This is a genomic window from Kitasatospora sp. NPDC093806 (genome assembly GCF_040683335.1).
Classification (GTDB): domain Bacteria; phylum Actinomycetota; class Actinomycetes; order Streptomycetales; family Streptomycetaceae; genus Kitasatospora.
In genome coordinates this window covers 183,938-205,400 of record NZ_JBFBDO010000002.1, presented here as the reverse complement: position 1 = coordinate 205,400, position 21,463 = coordinate 183,938, and the positions used below count along the sequence as shown (strand labels likewise).

The following is a 21,463-nucleotide window of genomic DNA, read 5'->3' as shown; positions in this document are numbered from 1 at the left end:
GCTACGACACCGGCGCGGTGTACGAACCCGCCGCCCCGGTGTACGAGGGCGCCTCGGCGTACGACGGCCCGGTGTACGAGAGCGCCCCCGGTCCGCACGGCACGCCCGCGCACGGCACCCCGGTCCCGGGCTACGACGTCACCGGCTACCCGCAGCAGCCCGGCTACGACGGCACCACCCCCGCGCACGGGACGCCGTACGTCCCCACGCCCCCGCACGGCGTCCCGGTCGAGGGCACCGCCCCGGCCGGCGTCCCGTACGGCGCCACCCCCGCCCACGGCATCCGGCTCCCCGAGGACGACCACGCATCATGACGTCGCCTACCGACATCGGCGCAGCACTCCAGCAGGACGGCGACGCGGGCGGCGGGCAGGAGCCGTTCGGGCTGGGCAGCTCCCCGCTGCGCAGCGACGCCCTGCCGAAGGCGCTCGGCATCTACCCGTACGCCTCCGACCTGTGGGCCGAGGGCCTGCTCTGGGGCGCGGTGCTGCGCTCGCCGCACCCGCACGCCCGGATCCGCGGCGTCGACACCTCGGCCGCGCTGGCCCTGCCCGGCGTGCACGCCGTGGTCACCGCCGCCGACCTGCCGGCCGGACCGGACGGGACCCCGGACGGCGCGCCGTCCGGACCGATCGTCGCCGACCGGCCGGTGCTGGCCGCCGGCGTGGTCCGCCACCACGGCGAGCCGGTGGCCGCGGTCGCCGCCGACCACCCCGACACCGCCCGGCTCGCGGTCGGCCTGATCGCCGTCGACTACGAGCCGCTGGAGGCCGTCACCGACCCCGAGCAGGCCTTCACCGCCGCGCCGCTGCACCCGGACGGCAACCTGTTCCGCCACCTGCCGCTGCGCACCGGCGACCCGGACGCGGCCGGCGAGATCGTCGTCGAGGGCCTGTACCAGGTCGGCCGGCAGGACCCGGCCCCGCTCGGCGCCGAGGCCGGACTGGCCGTGCCGCGCCCGGACGGCGGGGTCGAGCTGCACCTGTCCTCCACCGACCCGCACGGCGACCGCGACCGCACCGCCGCCTGCCTGGGACTGGAGCCCGACCGGGTCCGGCTGGTGGTCACCGGCGTGCCCGGCGCCACCACCGACCGCGAGGACCTCTCCTTCCAGGTCACCCTGGCGCTGCTGGCGCTGCGCACCGGCCGGCCGGTGAAGATGACGCTCACCCGCGAGGAGTCCTTCCACACCCACACCTCGCGGCACCCGGCGCTGCTGCGCTACCGCCACCACGCCGACGCCGAGGGCCGGCTGGTCAAGGTGGAGGCGCAGATCCTGCTGGACGGCGGCGCCTACGCGGACGTCTCGGCCGAGGCGCTGGCCGCCGCCACCGCCTTCTCGGTCGGCCCGTACAACTGCCCCAACGTGTTCGTGGACGCCTGGGCGGTGCGCACCAACAACCCGCCGGCCGGCCGGATGCGCGGCGAGGGCGCGCTGCAGGCCTGCTTCGCCTACGAGTCGCAGCTGGACCAGCTGGCCGCCCGGGTCGGCGTCGACCCGGTGGAGATCCGCCGCCGCAACGTGATGGCGACCGGCGACCCGCTGCCCACCGGACAGGCCGTCACCTGCCCGGCGCCGGTGAGCGCGCTGCTGGAGGCGGTCGCCAAGGAGCCGCTGCCGGCGCTGCCGGTGGACGACCCGGACGCCGAGTGGCTGCTGCCGGGCGGGCCCGGCGGCGCCGGCGACCCGGCGGCGGTGCGCCGCGGCATCGGCTACGCGCTGGGCATGGTGCACATGCTGGGCGCCGAGGGCGAGGACGAGGTCTCCACCGCGACGGTGCGGGTCAGCGGCGACCACGCCACGGTGATCTGCGCGGCGGTCGACGCCGGCCAGGGCTTCGCCACGCTGGCCCGGCAGATCGTGCAGACCGTGCTGGGCGTCAGCGAGGTGTACATCGCGCCGGCCGACAGCGACCAGTCGGTGGCCGGGCCGTCCGCCCGGGGCCGGCACACCTGGGTCTCCGGCGGGGCGGTCGAGCGGGCCGCGCTGATGGTCCGCCACCAGCTGCTCCAGCCGATCGCGGCCAACTTCGGGATGTCGGTGGAGCTGCTGCAGATCGCCGACGGCAAGATCACCTCGTACGACGGGGTGCTCGGCATGCCGGTCGCGGAGGCGCTGGAGGGCAAGGAGCTGTGGGCGACCGCGCAGTGCCGCCCGCACCCGACCGAGCCGCTGGACGAGTCCGGGCAGGGCGACGCGTTCGTCTCCATCGCGTTCTGCGCGATGCGCGCGGTGGTGGACGTGGACATCGAGCTGGGCGCCGTCCGGGTGGTCGAGATGACGGTGGCCCAGGACGTCGGCCGGGCGCTGAACCCGCGCCAGATCGAGGACCGGATCGAGGCGGGGGTCGCCCAGGGCGTCGGTCTGGCGCTGCTGGAGGACCTGCGCACCGAGGGCGGCCTGCTGCTCAACCCCTCGCTCACCGGCTACCGGCTGCCGACCGCGCTGGACACCCCGGAGGTGCGGATCGCCGCGCTGCTGGAGGAGCGGGACGTGGTCGCCGCCTTCGGTGCCAAGGCGGTCAGCGCGGTGCCGGCGGTGGCCGCCCCGGCCGCGGTGGCCGCGGCCGTCCGGGCCGCCACCGGGCTGCCGGTCGGCCGGCTGCCGATCCGGCCCGAGGACGCCGTCACCGACTGACCCGTACGGGGCGGCGGGAATTCCGTCCGCCGCCCCGCGGAATTCTCCGGAAAATAGCACGAAGAATTGCCGATCGGCTGTCGGAAGCCGGTCGGCAATTCTTTTCGCGGAGGCCATGACGGGAATCGAACCCGTGTAAACCGCTTTGCAGGCGGTTCCCTAAACCACTCGGGCACACGGCCGTGGGAAAGCTGCGCTCAGGCGCAGCGACAGGCGCGACAACACCGGGGAGCGGCGGCACAGGTGCGGGGCGCGGGGGCCGCCGTCTTCCTGTCCATGTCCGACTCCTGTCGTCGTTCGCCGTGTTGGTGAATTCAGTTTGGCGGAATGCCCGGCGGAACGTCAATATCCCTTTGTAAATTCTGTGTGGCGGGGTGTGCTACGGTCGGAGACAGGTGGCCCTTCCCGGCCGCCCCGGACGAGCGCGTCGTACCCGGTGACGACAAGACGGCGCAGCACAGCGGCAACCCGGCCGCTGCTGACTGCGGAGGTACGACCGTCATGGCTTGGCTCGTTCTGATCGTTTCCGGTGTCCTGGAGACCGTGTGGGCGGTGGCCCTCGAATCGTCCAAGGGCTTCTCCCGGCTGGTCCCGACCGTGGTGTTCGGGGTGGCGCTGGCGCTCTCGATGGGCGGCCTGGCCTACGCGATGCGCTCGATCCCGATCGGTACCGGCTACGCGGTGTGGGTCGGCATCGGCGCGGTGGGCACCGCGCTGTACGGGATGGCGGTGCTGGGCGACGCGGTGACCATGGCCCGGATCGGCTGCCTGCTGCTGATCGTCTCCGGTGTGGTGGGCCTCAAGGTGCTGCACTGACCCCTGGAGCGCCCGTCCTAGGACCAGCGGAGGAGTCGGGAGCGACGTAAGTCAGGGGCGATCGGGCCAGACGCGCCTTACGATCATACGTATGACCACTGCCTCCCCCACCTCGGCCGATCCCGCCTCCGTCCCGATACCGGCCGACCCCGGGGGCGGGGTCATGAGCGGCCGCTACCGGGCGCTCACCCTGGGCATCGTCTCGGTGGTGCTGCTGCTGGCCTTCGAGGCGACCGCGGTGAACACCGCGATGCCGGTGGCCGCCCGCGAGCTGGACGGGGTCGGGCTGTACGCCTTCGCCTTCTCCGGCTACTTCACCACCACGCTGTTCGCCCTGGTCGTCTCCGGCCAGTGGTGCGACCGGCGCGGACCGCTGCAGCCGCTGTTCACCGGGATCGCGGTGTTCGGCGTCGGCCTGGTGGTGGCCGGCGCGGCGCCCGGGATGTGGATCTTCGTGGGCGGCCGGGCGATCCAGGGGCTGGGCGGCGGCCTGGTGATCGTCGCGCTCTACGTGGTGGTCGGCCGCGCCTATCCCGAGCGGCTGCGGCCGTCGGTGTTCGCGGCCTTCTCCTCGGCCTGGGTGCTGCCCTCGATCGTCGGCCCGGTGGTCTCCGGGGCGGTCACCCAGCACCTCGGCTGGCGCTGGGTCTTCCTCGCCGTGCCGGCCCTGATCCTGCTCCCGCTGGCGGTGATGGGCCCGGCGCTGAGCCGCTCCGAGCGGGAGCAGCCGGTGCTGAAGGGCGCGGAGCCGGACCGCCGGCGCACCGGGCTGGCCGCGATGGCCGCGCTCGGCGCCGGTCTGCTGCAGTACGCGGGCCAGCGGCTGGACCTGCTCGGTCTGCTGCCGGCCGCGGCCGGGGCGGCGCTGCTGGTCCCGGCGGTGCGGGGGCTGCTGCCGGCCGGGACGCTGCGGGCCGGGCGCGGGCTGCCGACGGTGATCCTGCTGCGCGGGGTGGCGGCCGGGGCGTTCTTCGCGGCCGAGGCGTTCATCCCGCTGATGATGGTGACCCAGCGGGGCCTGTCCCCGACGCTGGCCGGGCTGACGCTGACCAGCGGCGGCCTGTCCTGGGCGCTCGGCTCCTGGATCCAGGGCCGGCCGGGGGCCGAGAAGTACCGCGGGGCGATGATCCGCGGCGGGTTCGTGCTGACCGCGGTGGCGATCGCGGGGGCCGCGCTGGTGCTGGTCCCGGCGGTGCCGGCCTGGGTGGCTGCGGTCGCCTGGGGCGTCGGCGGGATCGGGATGGGGCTGACGGTGGCGAGCGTCAGCGTGCTGATGATGAAGCTGTCGGCGCCGGAGGACGCCGGGGCCAACTCGGCCTCGCTGCAGATGAGCGACGCGCTCGGCAACGTGCTGCTGGTGGGCCTGTCCGGGGTGCTGTTCGCGGCGCTGGGCGGCGGCTCGCTCGCCGCCGCCCACGGGGGCGACGCGGGCACCGCGGGCACCGGTTCGGCCGGCGCGTTCGCGGTGATCTTCCTGACCATGACCGGGGTGGCGTTGCTCGGCGCCCTGGTCTCCGGCCGGGTCCGGAAGACGGGCTAGGACTCAGCCGGCTCCCGCCCCGGAGGCGAGCGGGCGAGTATCAGAAGGTCTCCCAGCCGCCGGCCGGGGCCTGGCCGGGGGCGAGGCCCTGGAGCTTGCGCAGCAGCGCCGGGTCCTGGGCGTCCAGCCAGTCGACCAGCTGCCGGAACGACACCAGCCGGACCTCGGGGCGCCCGGCGATCGCCTTGAGCACGTCCTCGACGGCGTTCATGTAGATGCCGCCGTTCCACTCCTCGAAGTGGTTGCCGATGACGAACGGGGCCCGGTTGGTGGTGTAGGCCCGCTCGAAGCCCATCAGGTAGGCGTCCCGCGCCTGGGTCTGGTAGCCGGGGTGGAGCGCGGGGTCGGCCTTGGTGTTGCTGCCGCACTGGTTGAACATGATGTTGTAGTCCATCGACAGCACCTGGAAGGTGTGCCCGGGGAAGGGGATGGACTGCAGCGGGAGGTCCCAGAGCGCGCCGCCCTGGATCTTCTGCGGCCAGACCTGGGTGCCGTTGCCGCTGCTGTCGTAGCGCCAGCCGCGCTTGGCGGCGGTGGGCAGCAGGTTGCGCTGGCCCTCCAGGCAGGGGGTGCGGCTGCCGATCAGCTCCTTGCGGTAGTCGAAGGGCAGCGCGGGCAGGTCGGTGAAGCCGGTGTTGCTGCGCCAGTTCATCACGAAGTCCATGGCCTGCTGGATCTCGCTGTCCCACTCCTCCGGGGACCACTTGCCGACGCCGGTGGCGCCGCAGAAGTGGCCGTTGAAGTGGGTGCCGATCTCGTGGCCCTCCAGCCAGGCGGCGTGCAGGTTCTCCAGGGTGTCGTGGATGTGCTGGTCGCTGAGGTAGCCGATGTCGGAGGCGCCGACCCGGTGCTGCGGCGGGCGGTAGAGGTCCTTCTTGGACTCCGGCAGCAGGTAGAGGCCGCTGAGGAAGAAGGTCATCGAGGCGTTGTGCTCCCGGGCGAGCCGGCGGAAGCGGGCGAACAGGCCGTTGTCGAGCTCGCCGGCGCCGTCCCAGGAGAAGACCACGAACTGCGGCGGGCGCTGGCCGAGCCGGAGCGGTTCGAGGGTCGGCTGGTTCGGCTGCGGGCCGGTGTCGGAGGTGGAGCCGTCGCCGATCAGAGTGACCGGGGGCTTCGCGGCCTCGGTCGGCGTGGCCGCGTGGTCCTCGGCCGGGGTGGCCGGGACCGGGACGGGGGTGGCCGCCTGCCCGCCGCCCTGGTCGGTCCGGTGGCCGCAGCCGGCGGCGAGGCCGGCGGCGCCTGCCGCACCCGCGGCCAGCAGGGTGCGACGGGAGAGAGCGTCCATGGTCACTCCGTTCGTGGGGCGTGCGCGGGGGGCGGGGCACGCAGGCGCGCGCAACGGTCCGGAGCGGGCGGGGGCCCGGTCGGACAAGTGCGGTGATAGGCCTGTGAACGGGGTCAGCATGGCATGCGAGCAGGATCGGTCGATGCTTCACCACGGACGGTCGGAACTGATCGCCCGAACGGTGCAACCGGGACGGCGTTCCTGAGTGTCCGATGAAGAGATCGTCACGGTTCCCGACGTCCGCCAGGTGACGGGAGCGTGGCGGCACGGTGACGTCTCACCCGCTCGGAGCAGGTCGGGCCGCCCGGCCCCTGCCAATCGGGGGGAGCAAGTACGACCATCGTAGGGATGTGGCATAAGGTCCGATCCGGTTGCATTGTTCTCAGAAAACTTCCAGAAACCGGCAACCGGTTCGACGACACCAGAGGGGAGCGCCGGTGGGCGCCCAGCAGAGCAGGAGCCCGTGGCCGGGCACCCTGGCGGTCGCCGCCGCGCTCGTGCTGGGCGCGTGGCTGCTGCACGACGGCGGCCACGCCGCGCTCCCCCCGGCACCCGGCTCCGGGCAGGCCCTCAGCGGCTTCGCCCCGGTGTCCGTGGCGCCGCCGCTCGGACCGTCCGCACCGACCCGGATCCGGATCCCCGCCGTCCGGCTGGACGCCCCGGTCACCGGCCTCGGCCTCGACCGGGACGGCCACCTCCAGACCCCACCGGAGGCCGACCGCAACCTCGCCGGCTGGTACCGCGGCGGCGCCGCACCCGGCCAGCTCGGTACCGCGATCATCGCCGGACACGTCGACAACCACACCGGTCCCGCCGTCTTCTACCACCTGGGCTCGCTGCACCGCGGCGACCGGGTGGAGATCCTCCGCGAGGACGGCCGGACCGCCGTCTATCAGCTGTACGCCATCGAAGTGCACGACCGAAAGGACTTCCCGGACGACCGGGTGTACCGCCAGGCCGCCGACGCCCAGCTGCGGGTGATCACCTGCGGCGGCGGATACGACGAAGCCCACGGCTACGAGGGCAACGTCGTCGCCTACGGCTTCCTGGCCGACACCACCCGCCCGGGGAAACCCGTATGACCACCCTCGCCACCCCCACCGAGCTCGCCGTCCGCTGGAACCCGCTCGACTGGCCGCTCACGCACGGCCCGATACCCTACGCGGTGCTCGCCGCCGGCTGGGCAGCCCTGGCGCTGCTCGCGCTCTCCCGCGACCGCCGCTGGCTCGGGCTGCGCCCGGCCGGCGCCGCCCTGCTCACCGCCGCCGTGACCGCCGCGATCAAGATCGTCGTCGACGGCTGGTGGCACCCCTTCCCCGAGGGCACGCCCGACTACGTGCTCGGCTGGGTCGCGCTCGCCGTGTTCGCACTCTGCCTGGCCGGCTTCCGCGCCCCGCTGCTGCCCGGCCGCCGCCGGCTGTTCGCCGCCGGCGGCGCCGCCCTGGTGGTGCTGATGTCGGCCTCCCAGGTCAACCGGGGCTTCGACCAGTACCCGACCGCCCGGGTGATGCTCGCGCCGAAGACCCAGGCGCTGACCACCGGCAAGACCCCCGCCGTGGTCACCGCGCCGGCCGGCAAGGTGCTCGCCGAGGTCTGGCAGGCCCCGGCCGACCTGCCCGAGAAGGGCACCGTCTCGACCGCCGAGATACCCGGGACCAAGTCCGGCTTCGAGGCCCGCGACGCGTACGTCTACCTGCCGCCCGCCTACCAGGCCAGCCCCCGGCCGCTGCTGCCGGTGCTGGTGCTGATGGCCGGCCAGCCCGGCAACCCGTCCGACTGGGTCAACTCCGGCGGCATGCAGGACCGCCTGGACGCCTTCGCCGCCGACCACCAGGGCCTCGCCCCGATCGTGGTCATGGTCGACCAGATCGCCACCATGTGGGGCAACAGCCTCTGCATGGACTCCAACGTCGCCCGGGCCCAGACCTACCTGGCCGAGGACGTCCCGGACTGGATCCACGGCCACCTGCAGACCGCCACCGGCCGTTCCAACCTCTCCATCGGCGGCGCCTCGCTGGGCGGCACCTGCGCGCTCCAGCTGGCCCTCAACGCCCCCAAGGTCTACGGCTCCTTCATCGACATCTCCGGCCAGGACGAGCCCACCCTGGGCACCCACGAGGAGACCGTCGACAAGGCCTTCGACGGCGACGAGAAGGCCTTCGCCGCCGTCGATCCGCTGCACCTGATGACCACCCGCCAGTACCCCGACACGGCCGGCGTCTTCGCCGTGGGCGCCGGCGACGGCGACTTCCGCCCGCAGCAGGAGAAGATGTTCGCCGCCGCGCAGAAGGCAGGGATGAAGGTGGACTTCCAACCGATCCCGGGCGGCCACAGCTGGACGGTGTTCCGCGAGGCACTCGACCGGAACCTGCCCTGGCTGGCCCAGCAGACCGGGATGATCCGGTGATCCGGCTCGGCGCCGCCCCCGCCCTGTTGGGCGAGCGGGAGCGCGAGCGCGGCCGCCGGCGCGATCCCCGTCCGGACCACCGGCAGGACGCCCGGCCGGAGCCCCGTCCGGACGCGTCGAAGGACGCCCCGGAGGACGCGCTCAAGGACACCCGGAAGGACGCGCCCAAGGACAAGGGCAAGGGCCCGGCCGAGGACGCGCCGAGGGACGGCGCCCAGCCGTGCCCGCGGGTGCCCGAGCAGTCCCGCGGCGACCGCGCCCCCGGACCGGGCGCCCCCGCGCCGCGCCCGCCGCAGCGCGTCGTCCGGGCCGCCGTCGGCCTCGGCACCAAGCTGACCGCCCGGCTGCGCGAGGCCCCGCTCACCCTGGTGCTGCTGGTCGGCCTCTGGACCGTCGGCGCCGCCACCGGCAGCCTCTCCCGCGGGCCGTCCGACGCCCTGCTGGAGCGGATCGGGGTCGGCTCGCCGACCCTCGCCGAGGGCCACTGGTGGACCCCGTTCACCTCGCTGTTCTGGTGCTCCGGCATCGGCGCGTACGTCTTCACCAGCCTGCTGCTGCTCCTGGTCGGCCCGGCCGCCGAGCGCCGGCTCGGCCCGCTGCGCACCCTCGGGGTGCTGGTCGCCGGGCAGCTGGCGGGCACCCTGGCCGGCACCGGCGTGGTCGCGGCCGGCGCGTGGTCCGGCGAGCAGTGGACGGTGTCGGTCGTCGACCAGACCTCGGTCGGCCCCGGCGTCGGCCTGTTCGCCCTGGCCGGCGTGCTCGGCTACCGGCTCACCGTGCTCTGGCGCCGCCGACTGCACCTGCTGGTGGTGCTGGTGCCGCTGGTGATGACGCTCTACGTCGGCCACCTGCAGAGCGTCCAGCGGGTCTCCGGCGCGCTGATCGGCCTGGCCGTCGGCGCGCTGCTCAGCCGCGGCCGGCCGCACCTGCGCACCCACCGCTCCTCGCACACCGAGACCCGGGTGCTGGTCGCGCTCTGCCTGGTCGCCGCCGCGCTCGGGCCGATGATCGCCTCGCTGTACGACAACGCGGCCGGCCCGTTCAACACCTTCTCCGAGATCTACCTCTCGCACCGGCTCACCCCGGACGAGGTCGCCGACTTCTGCGCCCTCTCGGCCCACGACTGCGCCCGCGCGCACGCCGTCGAGCGGATCTTCGACACCCCGGCCCGGCTGATGGCCACCCTCTTCCCGGCGCTGCTGCTGGTGCTGGCCGAGGGTCTGCGCCGCGGCCTGCGGCTGGCCTGGCGGATCACCATCGCCACCGAGCTGCTGTGGACCGCCATGCTGGTCTGGCTGTTCACCGAGACCGGCACCGGCTCCGGCGACGTCGTCCAGTACTTCGTCGAGGCGCTGCTGCTGCCGCTGGTCACCGTCGGCATGCTGGTCGCCACCCGGCACCGGTTCCCGCTGCGGCTGCCGCGCGCGGTGCTCGGCCGGCTGGCCGCCGTGCTCGGCGGCGCGCTGGTCGTCGCCTGCGCCGCCTACACCGGGCTGGGGGTGCTGGCGGCGGGCCAGTTCGAGCCCGGCGCGACCTTCCGCGGCCTGGTCCACGGGCTGCCGGCGCAGTTCCTGCCGCCCGCCTACAACGACCTGCTGCCGGACTACCCAATCGCGGTCGGACCGTTCGCGCGGCTGCTGGAGACCTACTGCGGGCTGGCCTTCTGGGTGGTCGCGGTGGGCGCGCTGCTGCTGGCCTTCCGCCGGCCGGTGGTGCACGCCGACGCCGAGGACGCCGCGCGGGCCCGCGCGCTGCTCACCGAGCACGGCGGCGGCACCCTCTCCTTCCTCACCACCTGGGACGGCAACCACTACTGGTTCGACGAGGACGGCCGCGCCGCCGTCGCCTACCGGGTGCTGAACACCGTCGCGCTCACCACCGGCGACCCGTTCGGCGACCCGGCGGCGCGCGCCCGCGCGGTGGCCGGCTTCGCCCGGTACTGCGACTCGCGCGGCTGGACGCCCTGCTTCTACAGCGTCACCCCGGAGACCCGGGCCGCCGCCGGCGAGCTCGGCTGGCGCTCGCTGCAGGTCGCCGAGGACACCGTCGTCGCGCTGCCCGACCTCGCCTTCACCGGCCGCAAGTGGCAGGACATCCGGACCGCCCTGAACAAGGCCGGCAAGCAGGGCATCACCGCCGAGTGGTGGTCGTACCACGAGGCGCCGCTCGCCCTGAAGGAGCAGATCCGGGCCATCTCCGAGGAGTGGGTCTCGGAGAAGGGGCTGCCCGAGATGGGCTTCACCCTCGGCGGCCTGGAGGAGCTGGACGACCCGGCGGTGCGGCTGCTGATCGCCGTCGACGAGGACCGCAGCGTGCACGGCCTGACCAGCTGGATGCCGGTCTACGAGAACGGCGAGGCGGTCGGCTGGACGCTGGACTTCATGCGCCGGCGCTCGGACGGCTTCCGCGGCGTCACCGAGTTCCTGATCGCCTCCGCGGCGCTGGGCTTCAAGCAGGAGGGCGCGCGCTTCCTCTCGCTCTCCGGCGCGCCGCTGGCCCGCTCGGAGAAGGAGCCGCCCACCGGGCTGCAGAAGACCCTGGACTGGCTGGGCCGGGTGCTGGAGCCGGTGTACGGCTTCCGCTCCCTGCTCGCGTTCAAGGCGAAGTTCCAGCCCGAGTACCGGCCGATGTACATGGCGTACCCCGACCCGGCGGCGCTGCCGAGCATCACCCGGGCGATCGGCAAGGCGTACCTGCCGCACCTGACCCCGGCGCAGGGGGTCCGGCTGATGCGCAAGCTGTCCTCGTAGCCCTGCCCGGCCCTCGCCGAGCCGCTCAGCCGAGCAGCTCGGCGAGGGCGCGGTCGGCGTCCAGGTGCAGGTGCTCCTCGCCCTCGGGGACGAGCAGGCGGCTGCGCCACAGGAAGCGCCGCAGGTCGGCGGTGTCGAACCGGACCAGCGCGGTGCCCTCGGGTGCCCGCAGCTCGACCATGGTGCGCCGGCCGAGGGTGGGCCGGACGTGCACGTCGCCGATGCCGGCGGGCAGCTCCAGGCCGGCGGCGAGCAGCCGGCGGGCGAAGACCCAGACGATGTCGGCGCCGTCCGGGCCCGGCCCGTCGGCCGGCTCGTCCAGCGAGAACTCGGCGGGGAAGGCCATCCGGACGGCCAGCGGGTCCTCCGGGAGGTAGGTCAGGGTGACCCGCAGCCGCACCGAGCGGTGGGGGGAGAGGATCAGACGGGCCTGGACGGTCTCTTCGGCGGTGGTGCGCACGGCGGGTTCCCTTCGGCTGGCGTGAGGCCGGTGACGGCTGTGGAGGGTGGGGCGGCCTCACCCGGTAGAGAGGCGGTCGAGGGGGTTCCGCTTACCCGGTTTCCACGAGTTTTTCCTGTGATCCACGTCACATCGGTTTCCGGCCGCGGGTGTCGCGGCTCATCCCGGCGGGGCCGCCCGAATCGCGCCGGGACCGGTACGCTGGGCGGGTTGCCCGATCGCCGCCCGACCGCGGGGCGAGGCCGCAAGACCGCCTCTGACCTGCGATGATCCCCCCTCGGAGACCGTGAGTACCGCCGCCGCTTCGATGCCGCTCTTCTCCGACGCGCAGGAGGCTGACGCGCCCGTCCGGGCCGTCGGCCAAGCCGCGCCGGCCGCCTCGCACCACCTGTCGCCGGCCTTCCCCGGCCGTGCCCCCTGGGGCACCGCCGGCAAGCTCCGGGCCTGGCAGCAGGGGGCGCTGGACAAGTACATCGAGAACCAGCCGCGCGACTTCCTCGCCGTCGCGACCCCGGGCGCCGGAAAGACCACCTTCGCGCTGACCCTGGCCTCGTACCTGCTGCACAACCACCTGGTGCAGCAGATCACCGTCGTCGCCCCGACCGAGCACCTGAAGAAGCAGTGGGCCGAGGCCGCCGCCCGGATAGGCATCAAGCTGGACCCGGCGTACTCCTCCGGGCCGCTCTCCCGGGAGTACCACGGCATCGTGGTCACCTACGCGGGCGTCGGCGTGAACCCGATGCTGCACCGCAACCGGACCGAGGCCCGCAAGACGCTGGTCATCATGGACGAGATCCACCACGCCGGTGACTCGAAGTCCTGGGGCGAGGCCTGCTTCGAGGCCTTCGAGCCGGCCGCCCGCCGACTGGCGCTGACCGGGACGCCGTTCCGCTCGGACACCAACCCGATCCCCTTCGTCCAGTACGAGGCCGGCGGCGACGGCATCCGCAAGTCGGTCGCCGACTACACCTACGGCTACGGGCACGCGCTCGCCGACCACGTCGTCCGCCCGGTGATCTTCCTGTCGTACAGCGGCAACATGCGCTGGCGCACCAAGTCCGGCGACGAGCTGGAGGCCAGGCTCGGCGAGCCGATGACCAAGGACCTGATCGCCCAGGCCTGGCGCACCGCGCTGTCCCCGCAGGGCGAGTGGATCCCGTCCGTGCTGCAGGCCGCCGACCGCCGGCTCACCGAGGTCCGCAAGGCGATCCCGGACGCCGGCGGGCTGGTGATCGCCACCGACCAGAACGTGGCGCGCGCCTACGCCAAGATGCTGCGCGAGATCAGCGGCGAGAAGGTCACGCTGGTGCTCTCCGACGAGACCGAGGCGTCCAAGCGGATCTCCGACTTCTCGGCCGGGACCTCGCGCTGGATGGTCGCGGTCCGGATGGTGTCCGAGGGCGTCGACGTGCCGCGGCTGTCCGTCGGCGTGTACGCCACCTCGATCTCCACTCCGCTGTTCTTCGCGCAGGCGGTCGGCCGCTTCGTGCGCGCCCGCAAGCGCGGCGAGACGGCGTCGGTCTTCCTGCCGACCATCCCGATGCTGCTGGGCTTCGCCAACGAGATGGAGCTCCAGCGTGACCACGTGCTGGACCGGCCGAAGAAGGAGGGCGAGGGCCTCTTCGACGAGGAGGACCGGCTGCTCGCCGAGGCCGAGCGGGCCAACGACGGCCCGGACGGCGCGGGCGGCGAGGAGTTCTCCTACGAGGCGCTGGGCTCCGAGGCGGTCTTCGACCGGGTGCTCTACAACGCCATGGAGTTCGGCATGCAGGCGCACCCGGGCAGCGAGGAGGAGGAGGAGTACCTCGGCATCCCGGGCCTGCTGGAGCCGGACCAGGTGCAGATGCTGCTGCAGAAGCGTCAGCACCGGCAGATCCAGCGGAGCAAGGGCAAGCCCGCCGAGGAGGCCGACCTGCTGGAGCTGCCGGCCGAGCAGCGGCCGGTCGTGACGCACCAGGAACTCCGGGAGCTGCGCAAGGAGTTGAACGCGCTGGTGGCCGCCTGGCACCACCGCACCAACCAGCCGCACGGGACCGTGCACAACGAGCTGCGGCGCCAGTGCGGCGGCCCGCTGACCGCGCAGGCGACCGCGAACCAGCTGAAGGCCCGGATCGCGAAGATCAGGGAATGGGCGAAGTAACGGTTCGTCGGCATGGGTGGGCAGCCGGTTTTATCAAGGTCATGTGACGGTCAGGTATACGGAAAGGTTTTGTGGAGACAGTCGGTGTGATGATCGGATAGTGTTCCGCGTGCTGAGCCGCCCTCCGGGCCGCCGACGTCTTGAGCCCCCCCGTCCGGGGCGTACGCCCGCGGCCTCCGGAGACTCCGGCCGGCACACCTCACCGACCCGGGAACGCGACCGCTGCGTCGTGCGCCTGGGCCTGCCTGTCTTCAAGGAGTACACCGAACGTGTCGTACCAGCAGCCCTACGCTCAGCAGCCCGAGTTCTCCGAGAAGTCGAAGGTCGTTGCGGGCATTCTGCAGCTCTTCTTCGGCTACCTGGGCATCGGCCGTTTCTACACCGGCCACGTCGGCATGGGCATCGCCCAGCTGCTGACCTGCGGTGGTCTCGGCTTCTGGTCGCTGATCGACGGCATCATCTTCCTCGTCAGCAACGACCGTACGGACGCCCAGGGTCGTCGGCTGCGCGGCTGACCCTTGCGCCCATCGCGTGCGGCACGCCGCCCCGGCCACGACGGCCGGGGCGGCTTCGCCGTTCCCGGAACCGGTACGGCCGCGGCGCGGCTGCGCGCGGCCTGGCCGCCGGTGGCGGTGCTGGCCGGCGGGCTCGCCGGGTCCGCCTACCTGTGGTCGCGCAACCCGCACCTGCCCGGGCAGGCGCTGCCGTTCTGCCCCTGGCGCAAGGTCACCGGCCTGCAGTGCCCCGGCTGCGGCGGCACCCGGATGGTCTACGACCTGCTGCACGGCGACCTCGCCGCCGCCTGGCACGACAACGCGGCGCTGCTGCTCGCGCTCCCGCTGGTGGCCGCGGTCTACCTGGTCTGGCTGCGGCACGGTCTGGCCGGCCGGCGCTGGCAGCCCCCCCTCGGCCGCCGCGGGACGGCCGCGGTGCTCGGCGTGGCGGCGGCTTGGACCGTCCTGCGCAATCTGCTCTGAGTCGGCCCGTTCGGGGTTCGTCTGCGCCGATCTGTCCGAACTTCGGACTGTATTCGAACTTGCGCCCAGAGCAACGGGGCGTATTGCGGTGGAATGCCCTGATTCGTCGGGCCGGTTGGAATTGATCTTGACCGAATTTTGGACAAACACTTCCGCCGCCGCAATTCCTTCACTACCTTTCCCACACGCTCTCCCGCCGGGCAACCCCCCGCGAGACGGGCGCCGCAGGGCCCCAGGACGTCAAGGACGACACACCGCGGCCCGAGCGCGGCCACCCACCCTGCGCGCGACACCCGAGTCCCGGACGGCTTGCCGATCCGCGACCCGCCGCGGAAAGGAATTGCGCGTCGTGACTGCAGAGACCTCCCAGACCCTGGACCGTGGCGTCCGGGTCCTCAAACTGCTCGCCGACTCGGAACGCGGGCTCACCGTCACCGAGCTGGCGGCCCGGCTGGCCGTCAACCGGACCGTCGTGTACCGGCTGCTGGCCACCCTGGAACAGCACGGGCTGGTCCGCCGGGACATCGGCGGCCGGGCCCGGGTCGGCCTGGGCGTGCTCCGGCTGGCCCACCGGGTCCACCCGCTGCTGCGCGAGGCGGCCCTGCCCGCCCTGCGCAGCCTCGCCGAGGACCTCGGCGCCACCGCCCACCTCACCCTGGTCGACGGCAACGAGGCGCTCGCGGTGGCCGTGGTCGAACCCAGCTGGACCGACTTCCACGTCGCCTACCGGACCGGACTGCGTCACCCGCTGGGGGAGAGCGCGGCCGGCCGGGCGATCCTGGAGGCCCGGGCCTTCCCCAGCCAGCGCCGGCCCGAACAGGGGTTCGTCATCACCCGCGCGGAGGAGCAGTCCGGGGCGTCCGGCGCGGCCGCCGCGCTGCTCGGACTGAGCGGGATCGAGGGCAGCGTCGGCGTGGTGATGCTGAACGGGCTCGTCCCCGAGCGGGTCGGCCCCCGGGTGGTGGAGGCGGCCACCGAGGTCGCCGACGCGCTGCGGTAGGCACCGGCGCGTCGGACCGGCCGCCGGAGCGCCGCACCGGGGGCGGCCCGGGTGTGTTTGGATTTCCCCTGTGTCCGACACCAAGCTGCCCAGCAAGCTGCCCAAGGCCCTGACCGCCCCCCGGACCCGGGCCCTCGCGCTCTGCGGTGCGCTGGTCGCGGCGCTGTTCGGGGTGGCCGCCTTCGTCCCGCTGCCGTACACGCTGACCTGGCCCGGCGTGACCGCGGACACCCTCGGCAGCTACCAGGACCGGCCGGTGCTGACCATCACCGGCGCCCCGGTCCGCAGCACCCGGGGGCAGCTGCGGATGGTCACCATCTCGGCCACCAACCCGGGCGAGCGGACCACCGTCTGGCGCTCGCTCCAGGCCTGGTTCGACGAGGGTGAGGCGGTCCGGCCGACCGACACCGTCTACCCGCAGGGCGACCCGGCCAAGGCCGAGGAGGTCACCGCCCAGCAGATGGCGGAGTCCCAGGACAGCGCCACCGCGGCCGCGCTCTCCTATCTCAAGCTGTCGCCCGCCCAGGTGAAGGTCAAGGTCGACCTCGGTGACATCGGCGGCCCGAGCGCCGGCCAGATGCTGGCGCTGGGCATCGTCGACAAGCTGGCCGGCGACGGCAAGGGCGGCGACCTCACCGGCGGGCTGACCGTCGCCGGCACCGGGACCATCGACGCCCAGGGCGTGATCGGCCCGGTCGGCGGGGTACCGCTGAAGACCCAGGCGGCCGCGCGGGACGGGGCCACGGTCTTCCTGCTGCCCCGGGACGAGTGCAAGGACGCCCAGGTGAACACGCCGGCCGGGCTGCGGCTGGTGCCGGTCGGCACCCTCGCGGAGGCGGTCGCCGCCCTCGACGCGGTCCGGACCGGCGGCGCCGTCCCCAGTTGCTGACCGGGGCCCGCGGCTACTCGGCGGCGGCCTGGTCGACCAGCGGCAGGATCCGGTACGGCACCGGGTTCTCCAGCGCGATCGCCGTCGAGGAGCGGACGATCCCGTCGAACCCCACCACCCGGTCGATCACCCGCTGGAGGTCCGCGTTGGACCGGGCCACGATCCGCACCATCATGTCGCCGTGCCCGGTGATGGTGTGCAGCTCCAGCACCTCCGGCACCGCCGCGAGGTGCCGGCGGACGTCCGCGCCCTGGCCCTGGGAGATCTCCAGCGTCGCGAAGGCCGTCACCGGGTAGCCCAGCGCCGCCGGGTCCACCTCCGGGCCGAAGCCGCCGATCACGCCCCGTGCCTGGAGCCGGTCCAGCCGCGCCTGCACCGTGCCGCGCGCCACCTGGAGCCGGCGCGAGCACTCCAGCACGCCGATCCGGGGCTCCTCGGCGAGCAGCCGGATCAGCCGGCCGTCCAGCGCGTCGATCGCGTCGTTGGTGCTGCCCGGCGTGCCCCCCGCAGGGGTGGCCGGGGCGGCTCCGGTCGGGCCGGAATGTCCTTGTGCGAGCGGCGAGTTGGACGATCCGGGGGCGCCCGGGGAGCTGGGGGAGTGGGCGGGGGGCATCGCGGGCTCCGTCCTCCGGTGGGCATTCTGTACAGCGGCGTGGCCGATTCTCCCGCCCCGGAGCACACCTTGACCAGGAGGAAACGGAACAGTTGCGCGGAGGTCGTCCCGGCGCAACCCTCCAGCCACAACCCCGTGCGCCGGTCCCCACCCCGGCGCCCGGGAAGCGGAACCCGAGGTCCCCGTCACGCCTACCGGGAGGGCTGCCATGACCGAAACCGCCACCGAACCCGTGCTACTCACGGCCGGCCTGGAGGAGCCCGGCCTGATCCCGATGGGCCACGCCGACGCGGTGGTCTTCGCGGTCGGCGACGCCGAGCGGGCCGCCCGCCGGTACGCGGTCGCCCTCGGACTGCGCTGTACCGCCTACGCCGGGCCCGAGACCGGCGAACCGGAGACCGTCTCCTACGTCCTGAAGGCACCCGGCACCAGATTCGTGCTGACCTCCCTGGTCCAGGTGATCGGTCCGCGCGGCCGCGAACTGGCCGGGCACCTGGCCCGGCACGGCGACGGGGTGATCGACCTCGCGGTCGCCGTGCCGGACGTCTGTTACGCCTACGACTACGCCGTCGACCGGGGCGCGGCCTCGCTCGCCGAGCCGTACGAGATGCGGGACGCGTACGGCACGGTGGTGCTCGCCGCGATCGGGGTGCCCGGCGGGACCAGGCACACCCTGGTCGACCGCTCCCGCTACACCGGCCCCTACCTGCCGGGCTACGTCGCCTGTGAGCGGTGGTGAGGTCCGGGGGGCCGGGGGGACTCAGCGCGTCACTGTCTCGACCACCGGCGGGTGCCCGTTCCAGTAGACGAACACCGAGTTGGCCTGGTCGTCCTTGGTGAAGTCCACCCGCATCCACTGCGGACCGTTCCAGACCTGCATCTTCCAGCCCGGGTCCGGCGCGGCCGAGACCAGCGAGGCCTTGTCCGGCTGGAGGTCCAGGGCCACCTTGCCGCCCGGGACGAGGTAGCTGCGCACCGCGGAGGTGGTGGCGGCCGGCGTCGGCCGGTGCGAGGTCGGCGCGGCGGCCGACGGGGTGGCCGGGGCCACCGGGGCGGTGGTCCTCGACGGGGCGGCCGCCGCCGGGGTGGCGGACGGGGCGGGCGGCTCCGGCTGGGCCGCCGACTGCGGCTGCGTCACCGTCGGCGTCGCCCGCGCCGTGCCCGCCGCGGCGGGCGAGGGCAGCGGCAGCGCGGTGGGCTGCTCGAACGCGGCGCCGGTCAGCACCGCGTGCACGCCGAACCAGGACAGCGCCACCGCCGCCCCGGTGGCCGCCGCCCAGGCGCCGAGTTGTACCAGTCCGTTCCGCATCGTGCGCACATCCTGCCGCATGGCGGGGACGGGCAGGTGGTCACCCCGGTACTTCCACAGGGAACTTGCACAAAGCCGACGAGTGCCCCCTCGCTACCCCGAGGTACAGACCACCCGGGGCCGATGGCGTACCGTGCAGCCCCATGGCAACAGTGCTCGTGGTCGAGGACGACCCCTTCGTGCGATCCGCCCTCATCCGCCACCTGACCGACACCGGCCACGCGGTTCGCAGCGTGGGCACGGCACTTGAGGCGCTGCGCGAGGTCGCCCAGGTCGGCTGCGACCTGGTGATCCTCGACCTCGGCCTGCCCGACCTGGACGGCAGCGAGGCGCTCAAGATGATCCGCGGCCTGACCAACGTCCCGGTCATCATCTCGACCGCCCGCGACGACGAGGCCGAGATCGTCCGGCTGCTCAACGACGGCGCCGACGACTACCTGGTGAAACCGTTCTCCGGGGAGCACCTGAGCGCCCGGATGGCCGCCGTCCTGCGCCGGCTCGGCGGCGGGACCGCCCCGGTCAGCCAGGTGCTCCGGGTCGGCGGGCTGGCCATCGACCTCCAGCGCCGGGAGGCCGCGCTGGACGGGCGGGCGCTCGACCTGACCCGCCGCGAGTTCGACCTGCTGGCCTTCCTCGCCGCCCGGCCCGGCGTGGTCGTGCCGCGCAAGGAGATCCTGGCCGAGGTCTGGCGGCAGACCTACGGCGGCGACCAGACCATCGACGTGCACCTGTCCTGGCTGCGCCGCAAGCTCGGCGAGACCGCGTCCAACCCGCGCTACCTGCACACCGTGCGCGGCGTCGGCGTCCGGCTGGAGGCGGCCGGGCACCCCGCCGGGCCCGGTGCCGTCCCGGTGGAGCGGCGGACATGAGGCGGTTGCGGCACTCGCTGCGCTGGGCGCTGATCAAGGCCGCCGTGGCCGGGACCACCATGGTCGCGCTGGCCTTCCTCATCCCGCTCGGCCTGATGGTCCAGCAGACCGCCCGGGACCGGGCCTTCACGGCGGCCGAACGGCAGGCCGCGGCGCTCGGTCCGGCGCTGGCCATCACCACCGACCAGGACGCCATCGCCCGGGCGGTGGCCTCGACGGACGCGGGCGCGCAGGGCCGGATGGCGGTGCACCTGCCGCCGCCGGCCGCGGTACCGGGTGCGGCGGGCGCACCCGGTACTCCGGGCACGGCGGGCACTCCGGGGACGGCGGGCGCACCCGGTGCTCCGGGGACGGCGGGCGTCGCGGCGACGGGCGCGGGGGCGGCCGCCGGGGCGACCATCGGCGAGGTCCGGGCGCTGGCCGCGGACGTGGACAGCGCCGGCGGGCAGGGCCGCTCCTTCACGGTCGAGGTCCCGGGCGGCTACGCGCTGCTCCAGCCGGTCGCCGTGGACAACGTCCGGACCGCCGTGGTCGAGGTCTTCGTGGCCGACGGCGACCTCACCCGGGGCGTCTCGACCGCCTGGCAGGTGCTCTCCGGCGTCGCGCTCGGCCTGGTCGCCATCGCGGTGCTGGTCGCCGACCGGATGGGTGCCCGGATCGTCGGCTCCGCCCGCCGGCTCGCCGCCGCGGCCCGCGCGCTGGGCGCGGGCGACCTCGCCGTCCGGGTGCCGGTGGACGGCAAACAGACCGCCGGCAGCCCCGAGGAGCTGCGCGAGGCCGGCCAGGCGTTCAACGCGATGGCCGACCGGGTGGTCCAGCTGCTCGCCGCCGAGCGCGAGCTGGCCGCCGACCTGTCGCACCGGCTGCGCACCCCGCTGACCGTGCTGCGGCTCAACGCCGCCTCGCTCGGCGAGGGCGACGCGGCCGACGCCACCCGGCACGCCGTCTCCCAACTGGAGCGGGAGGTCGACCAGATCATCCGCTCGGCCCGCCGGGCGCCCGAGGACACGCCCGCTGTCACGGTCGGCTGCGACGCCGCCGAGGTGATCCGGGAGCGGGTCGGCTTCTGGTCCGCGCTCGCCGAGGACGAGGGCCGCCGCTGGCAGCTGGCCGGCGCGGACCGCGAGACCCCGGTCCCGGTCCAGCGCGGCGACCTGGCCGCCACCGTGGACGCGCTGCTCGGCAACGTCTTCCGGCACACCGCCGTCGGCACCGCCTTCGCGGTGGACGTGCTGGCCACCGAGAGCTCGGTGATCGTGCTGGTCGGCGACGCGGGCCCGGGCTTCACCGATCCGGCGGCGGCGCTGAAGCGCGGCGAGGGCCAGGGCGGTGACGGTTCGACCGGCCTGGGGCTGGACATCGTCCGCAAGCTCGCCGAGGCCACCGGCGGGGATCTCGCGCTCGGGCGTTCGGCGGTGCTCGGCGGCGCCGAGATCCGGCTGCGGCTGCGGACCCGGCCGGACGGCGCCGCTCCGGCGCGGGCCAGCCGGCGTCGGGGCCGGGGACCGCTGTTCCCGCGTTGAGCGGCCCGTCACGGTGAGCAGGCGAAAGGTTTCAGCACCTCACCGGGGCCGCCCCCGGGCCCGGTTCACCCCTCATTCTTAAGCGCACCGTAAGGGAGCTCTACCCCTGGCTCAGCAGGCGGTTTCCGGCCATCCGGCGCCGCTAGCGTCGTCCGCGCCGGTCACCCGACCGCGTCGGTCGCCCCCCGACCGCCGCCGGGTCGACCCGGGCGTAGTCCGCACCTGCCAGCCCCGGAGGTAAGCCCCC

Annotated in this window: 17 protein-coding genes, 1 tRNA gene, 1 pseudogene and 1 riboswitch; of the genes and pseudogenes, 14 read left to right on the top strand and 5 right to left on the bottom strand. The window is 74.1% G+C overall.

The window, feature by feature from the left end:
* The first annotated feature begins 310 nt into the window (after window positions 1-310).
* Window positions 311-2,638, top strand: a complete 2,328-nt coding sequence (locus AB0N76_RS03255) for a xanthine dehydrogenase family protein molybdopterin-binding subunit (RefSeq protein WP_363552563.1) — start codon at window positions 311-313, stop codon at window positions 2,636-2,638.
* A gap of 110 nt (window positions 2,639-2,748) precedes the next feature.
* On the opposite strand, the gene AB0N76_RS03250 is transcribed toward AB0N76_RS03255, so the two are convergent.
* A tRNA-Cys gene (locus AB0N76_RS03250) sits at window positions 2,749-2,820 on the bottom strand.
* A gap of 209 nt (window positions 2,821-3,029) precedes the next feature.
* Window positions 3,030-3,095, top strand: a riboswitch (guanidine-III (ykkC-III) riboswitch).
* Window positions 3,096-3,139: 44 nt separating this feature from the next.
* On the opposite strand from AB0N76_RS03250, the gene AB0N76_RS03245 reads away from it, so the two are divergent.
* Entirely contained in the window at window positions 3,140-3,454 is a 315-nt protein-coding gene (locus tag AB0N76_RS03245) for an SMR family transporter (RefSeq protein ID WP_363552561.1), read from the top strand.
* A gap of 91 nt (window positions 3,455-3,545) precedes the next feature.
* Entirely contained in the window at window positions 3,546-4,994 is a 1,449-nt protein-coding gene (locus AB0N76_RS03240; protein WP_363552559.1) for an MFS transporter, read from the top strand.
* A gap of 40 nt (window positions 4,995-5,034) precedes the next feature.
* Here the strand turns inward: AB0N76_RS03240 and AB0N76_RS03235 are convergent, their stop codons facing one another.
* Window positions 5,035-6,279, bottom strand: coding sequence for a hypothetical protein (locus AB0N76_RS03235; RefSeq protein ID WP_363552557.1), 1,245 nt, complete (start codon window positions 6,277-6,279; stop codon window positions 5,035-5,037).
* Window positions 6,280-6,716: 437 nt separating this feature from the next.
* On the opposite strand from AB0N76_RS03235, the gene AB0N76_RS03230 reads away from it, so the two are divergent.
* Genes AB0N76_RS03230 through AB0N76_RS03220 form a run of 3 tightly spaced genes read left to right on the top strand, consistent with a single transcriptional unit; the run spans window position 6,717 to window position 11,436 of the window.
* Window positions 6,717-7,361, top strand: coding sequence for a class F sortase (locus tag AB0N76_RS03230; protein WP_363552555.1), 645 nt, complete (start codon window positions 6,717-6,719; stop codon window positions 7,359-7,361).
* Entirely contained in the window at window positions 7,358-8,686 is a 1,329-nt protein-coding gene (locus AB0N76_RS03225; protein ID WP_363552553.1) for an alpha/beta hydrolase-fold protein, read from the top strand. The genes AB0N76_RS03230 and AB0N76_RS03225 overlap by 4 nt, the downstream gene beginning before the upstream one ends.
* The gene (locus AB0N76_RS03220; protein ID WP_363552551.1) at window positions 8,683-11,436 is read left to right on the top strand and encodes a rhomboid family intramembrane serine protease; all 2,754 of its coding nucleotides are present in this window, start codon (window positions 8,683-8,685) and stop codon (window positions 11,434-11,436) included. The genes AB0N76_RS03225 and AB0N76_RS03220 overlap by 4 nt, the downstream gene beginning before the upstream one ends.
* 25 nt (window positions 11,437-11,461) lie before the next feature.
* Here the strand turns inward: AB0N76_RS03220 and AB0N76_RS03215 are convergent, their stop codons facing one another.
* Window positions 11,462-11,896, bottom strand: a complete 435-nt coding sequence (locus tag AB0N76_RS03215; protein ID WP_363552549.1) for an SsgA family sporulation/cell division regulator — start codon at window positions 11,894-11,896, stop codon at window positions 11,462-11,464.
* 307 nt (window positions 11,897-12,203) lie between these two features.
* On the opposite strand from AB0N76_RS03215, the gene AB0N76_RS03210 reads away from it, so the two are divergent.
* The 5 genes from AB0N76_RS03210 (at window position 12,204) to AB0N76_RS03190 (ending at window position 16,902) form a co-directional block, all read left to right on the top strand.
* On the top strand, window positions 12,204-14,036 hold the full coding sequence (locus AB0N76_RS03210; protein WP_363552671.1) for a DEAD/DEAH box helicase: 1,833 nt from the start codon (window positions 12,204-12,206) through the stop codon (window positions 14,034-14,036).
* 269 nt (window positions 14,037-14,305) lie between these two features.
* On the top strand, window positions 14,306-14,551 hold the full coding sequence (locus AB0N76_RS03205) for a TM2 domain-containing protein (RefSeq protein ID WP_363552547.1): 246 nt from the start codon (window positions 14,306-14,308) through the stop codon (window positions 14,549-14,551).
* A 90-nt stretch (window positions 14,552-14,641) separates the two neighbouring features.
* Entirely contained in the window at window positions 14,642-15,013 is a 372-nt protein-coding gene (locus tag AB0N76_RS03200; protein ID WP_363552669.1) for a DUF2752 domain-containing protein, read from the top strand.
* A gap of 349 nt (window positions 15,014-15,362) precedes the next feature.
* Window positions 15,363-16,013 carry a helix-turn-helix domain-containing protein gene (locus AB0N76_RS03195; RefSeq protein ID WP_270146684.1) on the top strand — a complete coding sequence of 217 codons (651 nt, stop codon included), beginning with the start codon at window positions 15,363-15,365 and terminating at the stop codon, window positions 16,011-16,013.
* 70 nt (window positions 16,014-16,083) lie between these two features.
* Window positions 16,084-16,902: a S16 family serine protease gene (locus AB0N76_RS03190; protein ID WP_363552545.1), complete on the top strand. Its 819-nt coding sequence runs from the start codon at window positions 16,084-16,086 to the stop codon at window positions 16,900-16,902.
* 13 nt (window positions 16,903-16,915) lie between these two features.
* Here AB0N76_RS03190 and AB0N76_RS03185 read toward each other — a convergent pair whose 3' ends face one another.
* Complete coding sequence (locus AB0N76_RS03185) at window positions 16,916-17,377, bottom strand: Lrp/AsnC family transcriptional regulator (RefSeq protein ID WP_363552667.1); 462 nt, start codon at window positions 17,375-17,377, stop codon at window positions 16,916-16,918.
* A gap of 412 nt (window positions 17,378-17,789) precedes the next feature.
* Here AB0N76_RS03185 and AB0N76_RS03180 point away from each other — a divergent pair.
* Window positions 17,790-18,245, top strand: a pseudogene (locus AB0N76_RS03180) (VOC family protein); the annotation flags it as partial.
* A gap of 30 nt (window positions 18,246-18,275) precedes the next feature.
* Here the strand turns inward: AB0N76_RS03180 and AB0N76_RS03175 are convergent.
* Window positions 18,276-18,824: a hypothetical protein gene (locus AB0N76_RS03175; RefSeq protein WP_363552543.1), complete on the bottom strand. Its 549-nt coding sequence runs from the start codon at window positions 18,822-18,824 to the stop codon at window positions 18,276-18,278.
* Between the two features lie 143 nt (window positions 18,825-18,967).
* On the opposite strand from AB0N76_RS03175, the gene AB0N76_RS03170 reads away from it, so the two are divergent.
* Together AB0N76_RS03170 and AB0N76_RS03165 are read left to right on the top strand one after the other, a co-directional pair.
* Window positions 18,968-19,693 carry a response regulator transcription factor gene (locus tag AB0N76_RS03170; protein WP_363552541.1) on the top strand — a complete coding sequence of 242 codons (726 nt, stop codon included), beginning with the start codon at window positions 18,968-18,970 and terminating at the stop codon, window positions 19,691-19,693.
* Complete coding sequence (locus AB0N76_RS03165; protein ID WP_363552539.1) at window positions 19,690-21,216, top strand: HAMP domain-containing sensor histidine kinase; 1,527 nt, start codon at window positions 19,690-19,692, stop codon at window positions 21,214-21,216. Before AB0N76_RS03170 ends, AB0N76_RS03165 begins: the two co-directional genes overlap by 4 nt.
* The last annotated feature ends 247 nt before the right edge of the window (window positions 21,217-21,463 follow it).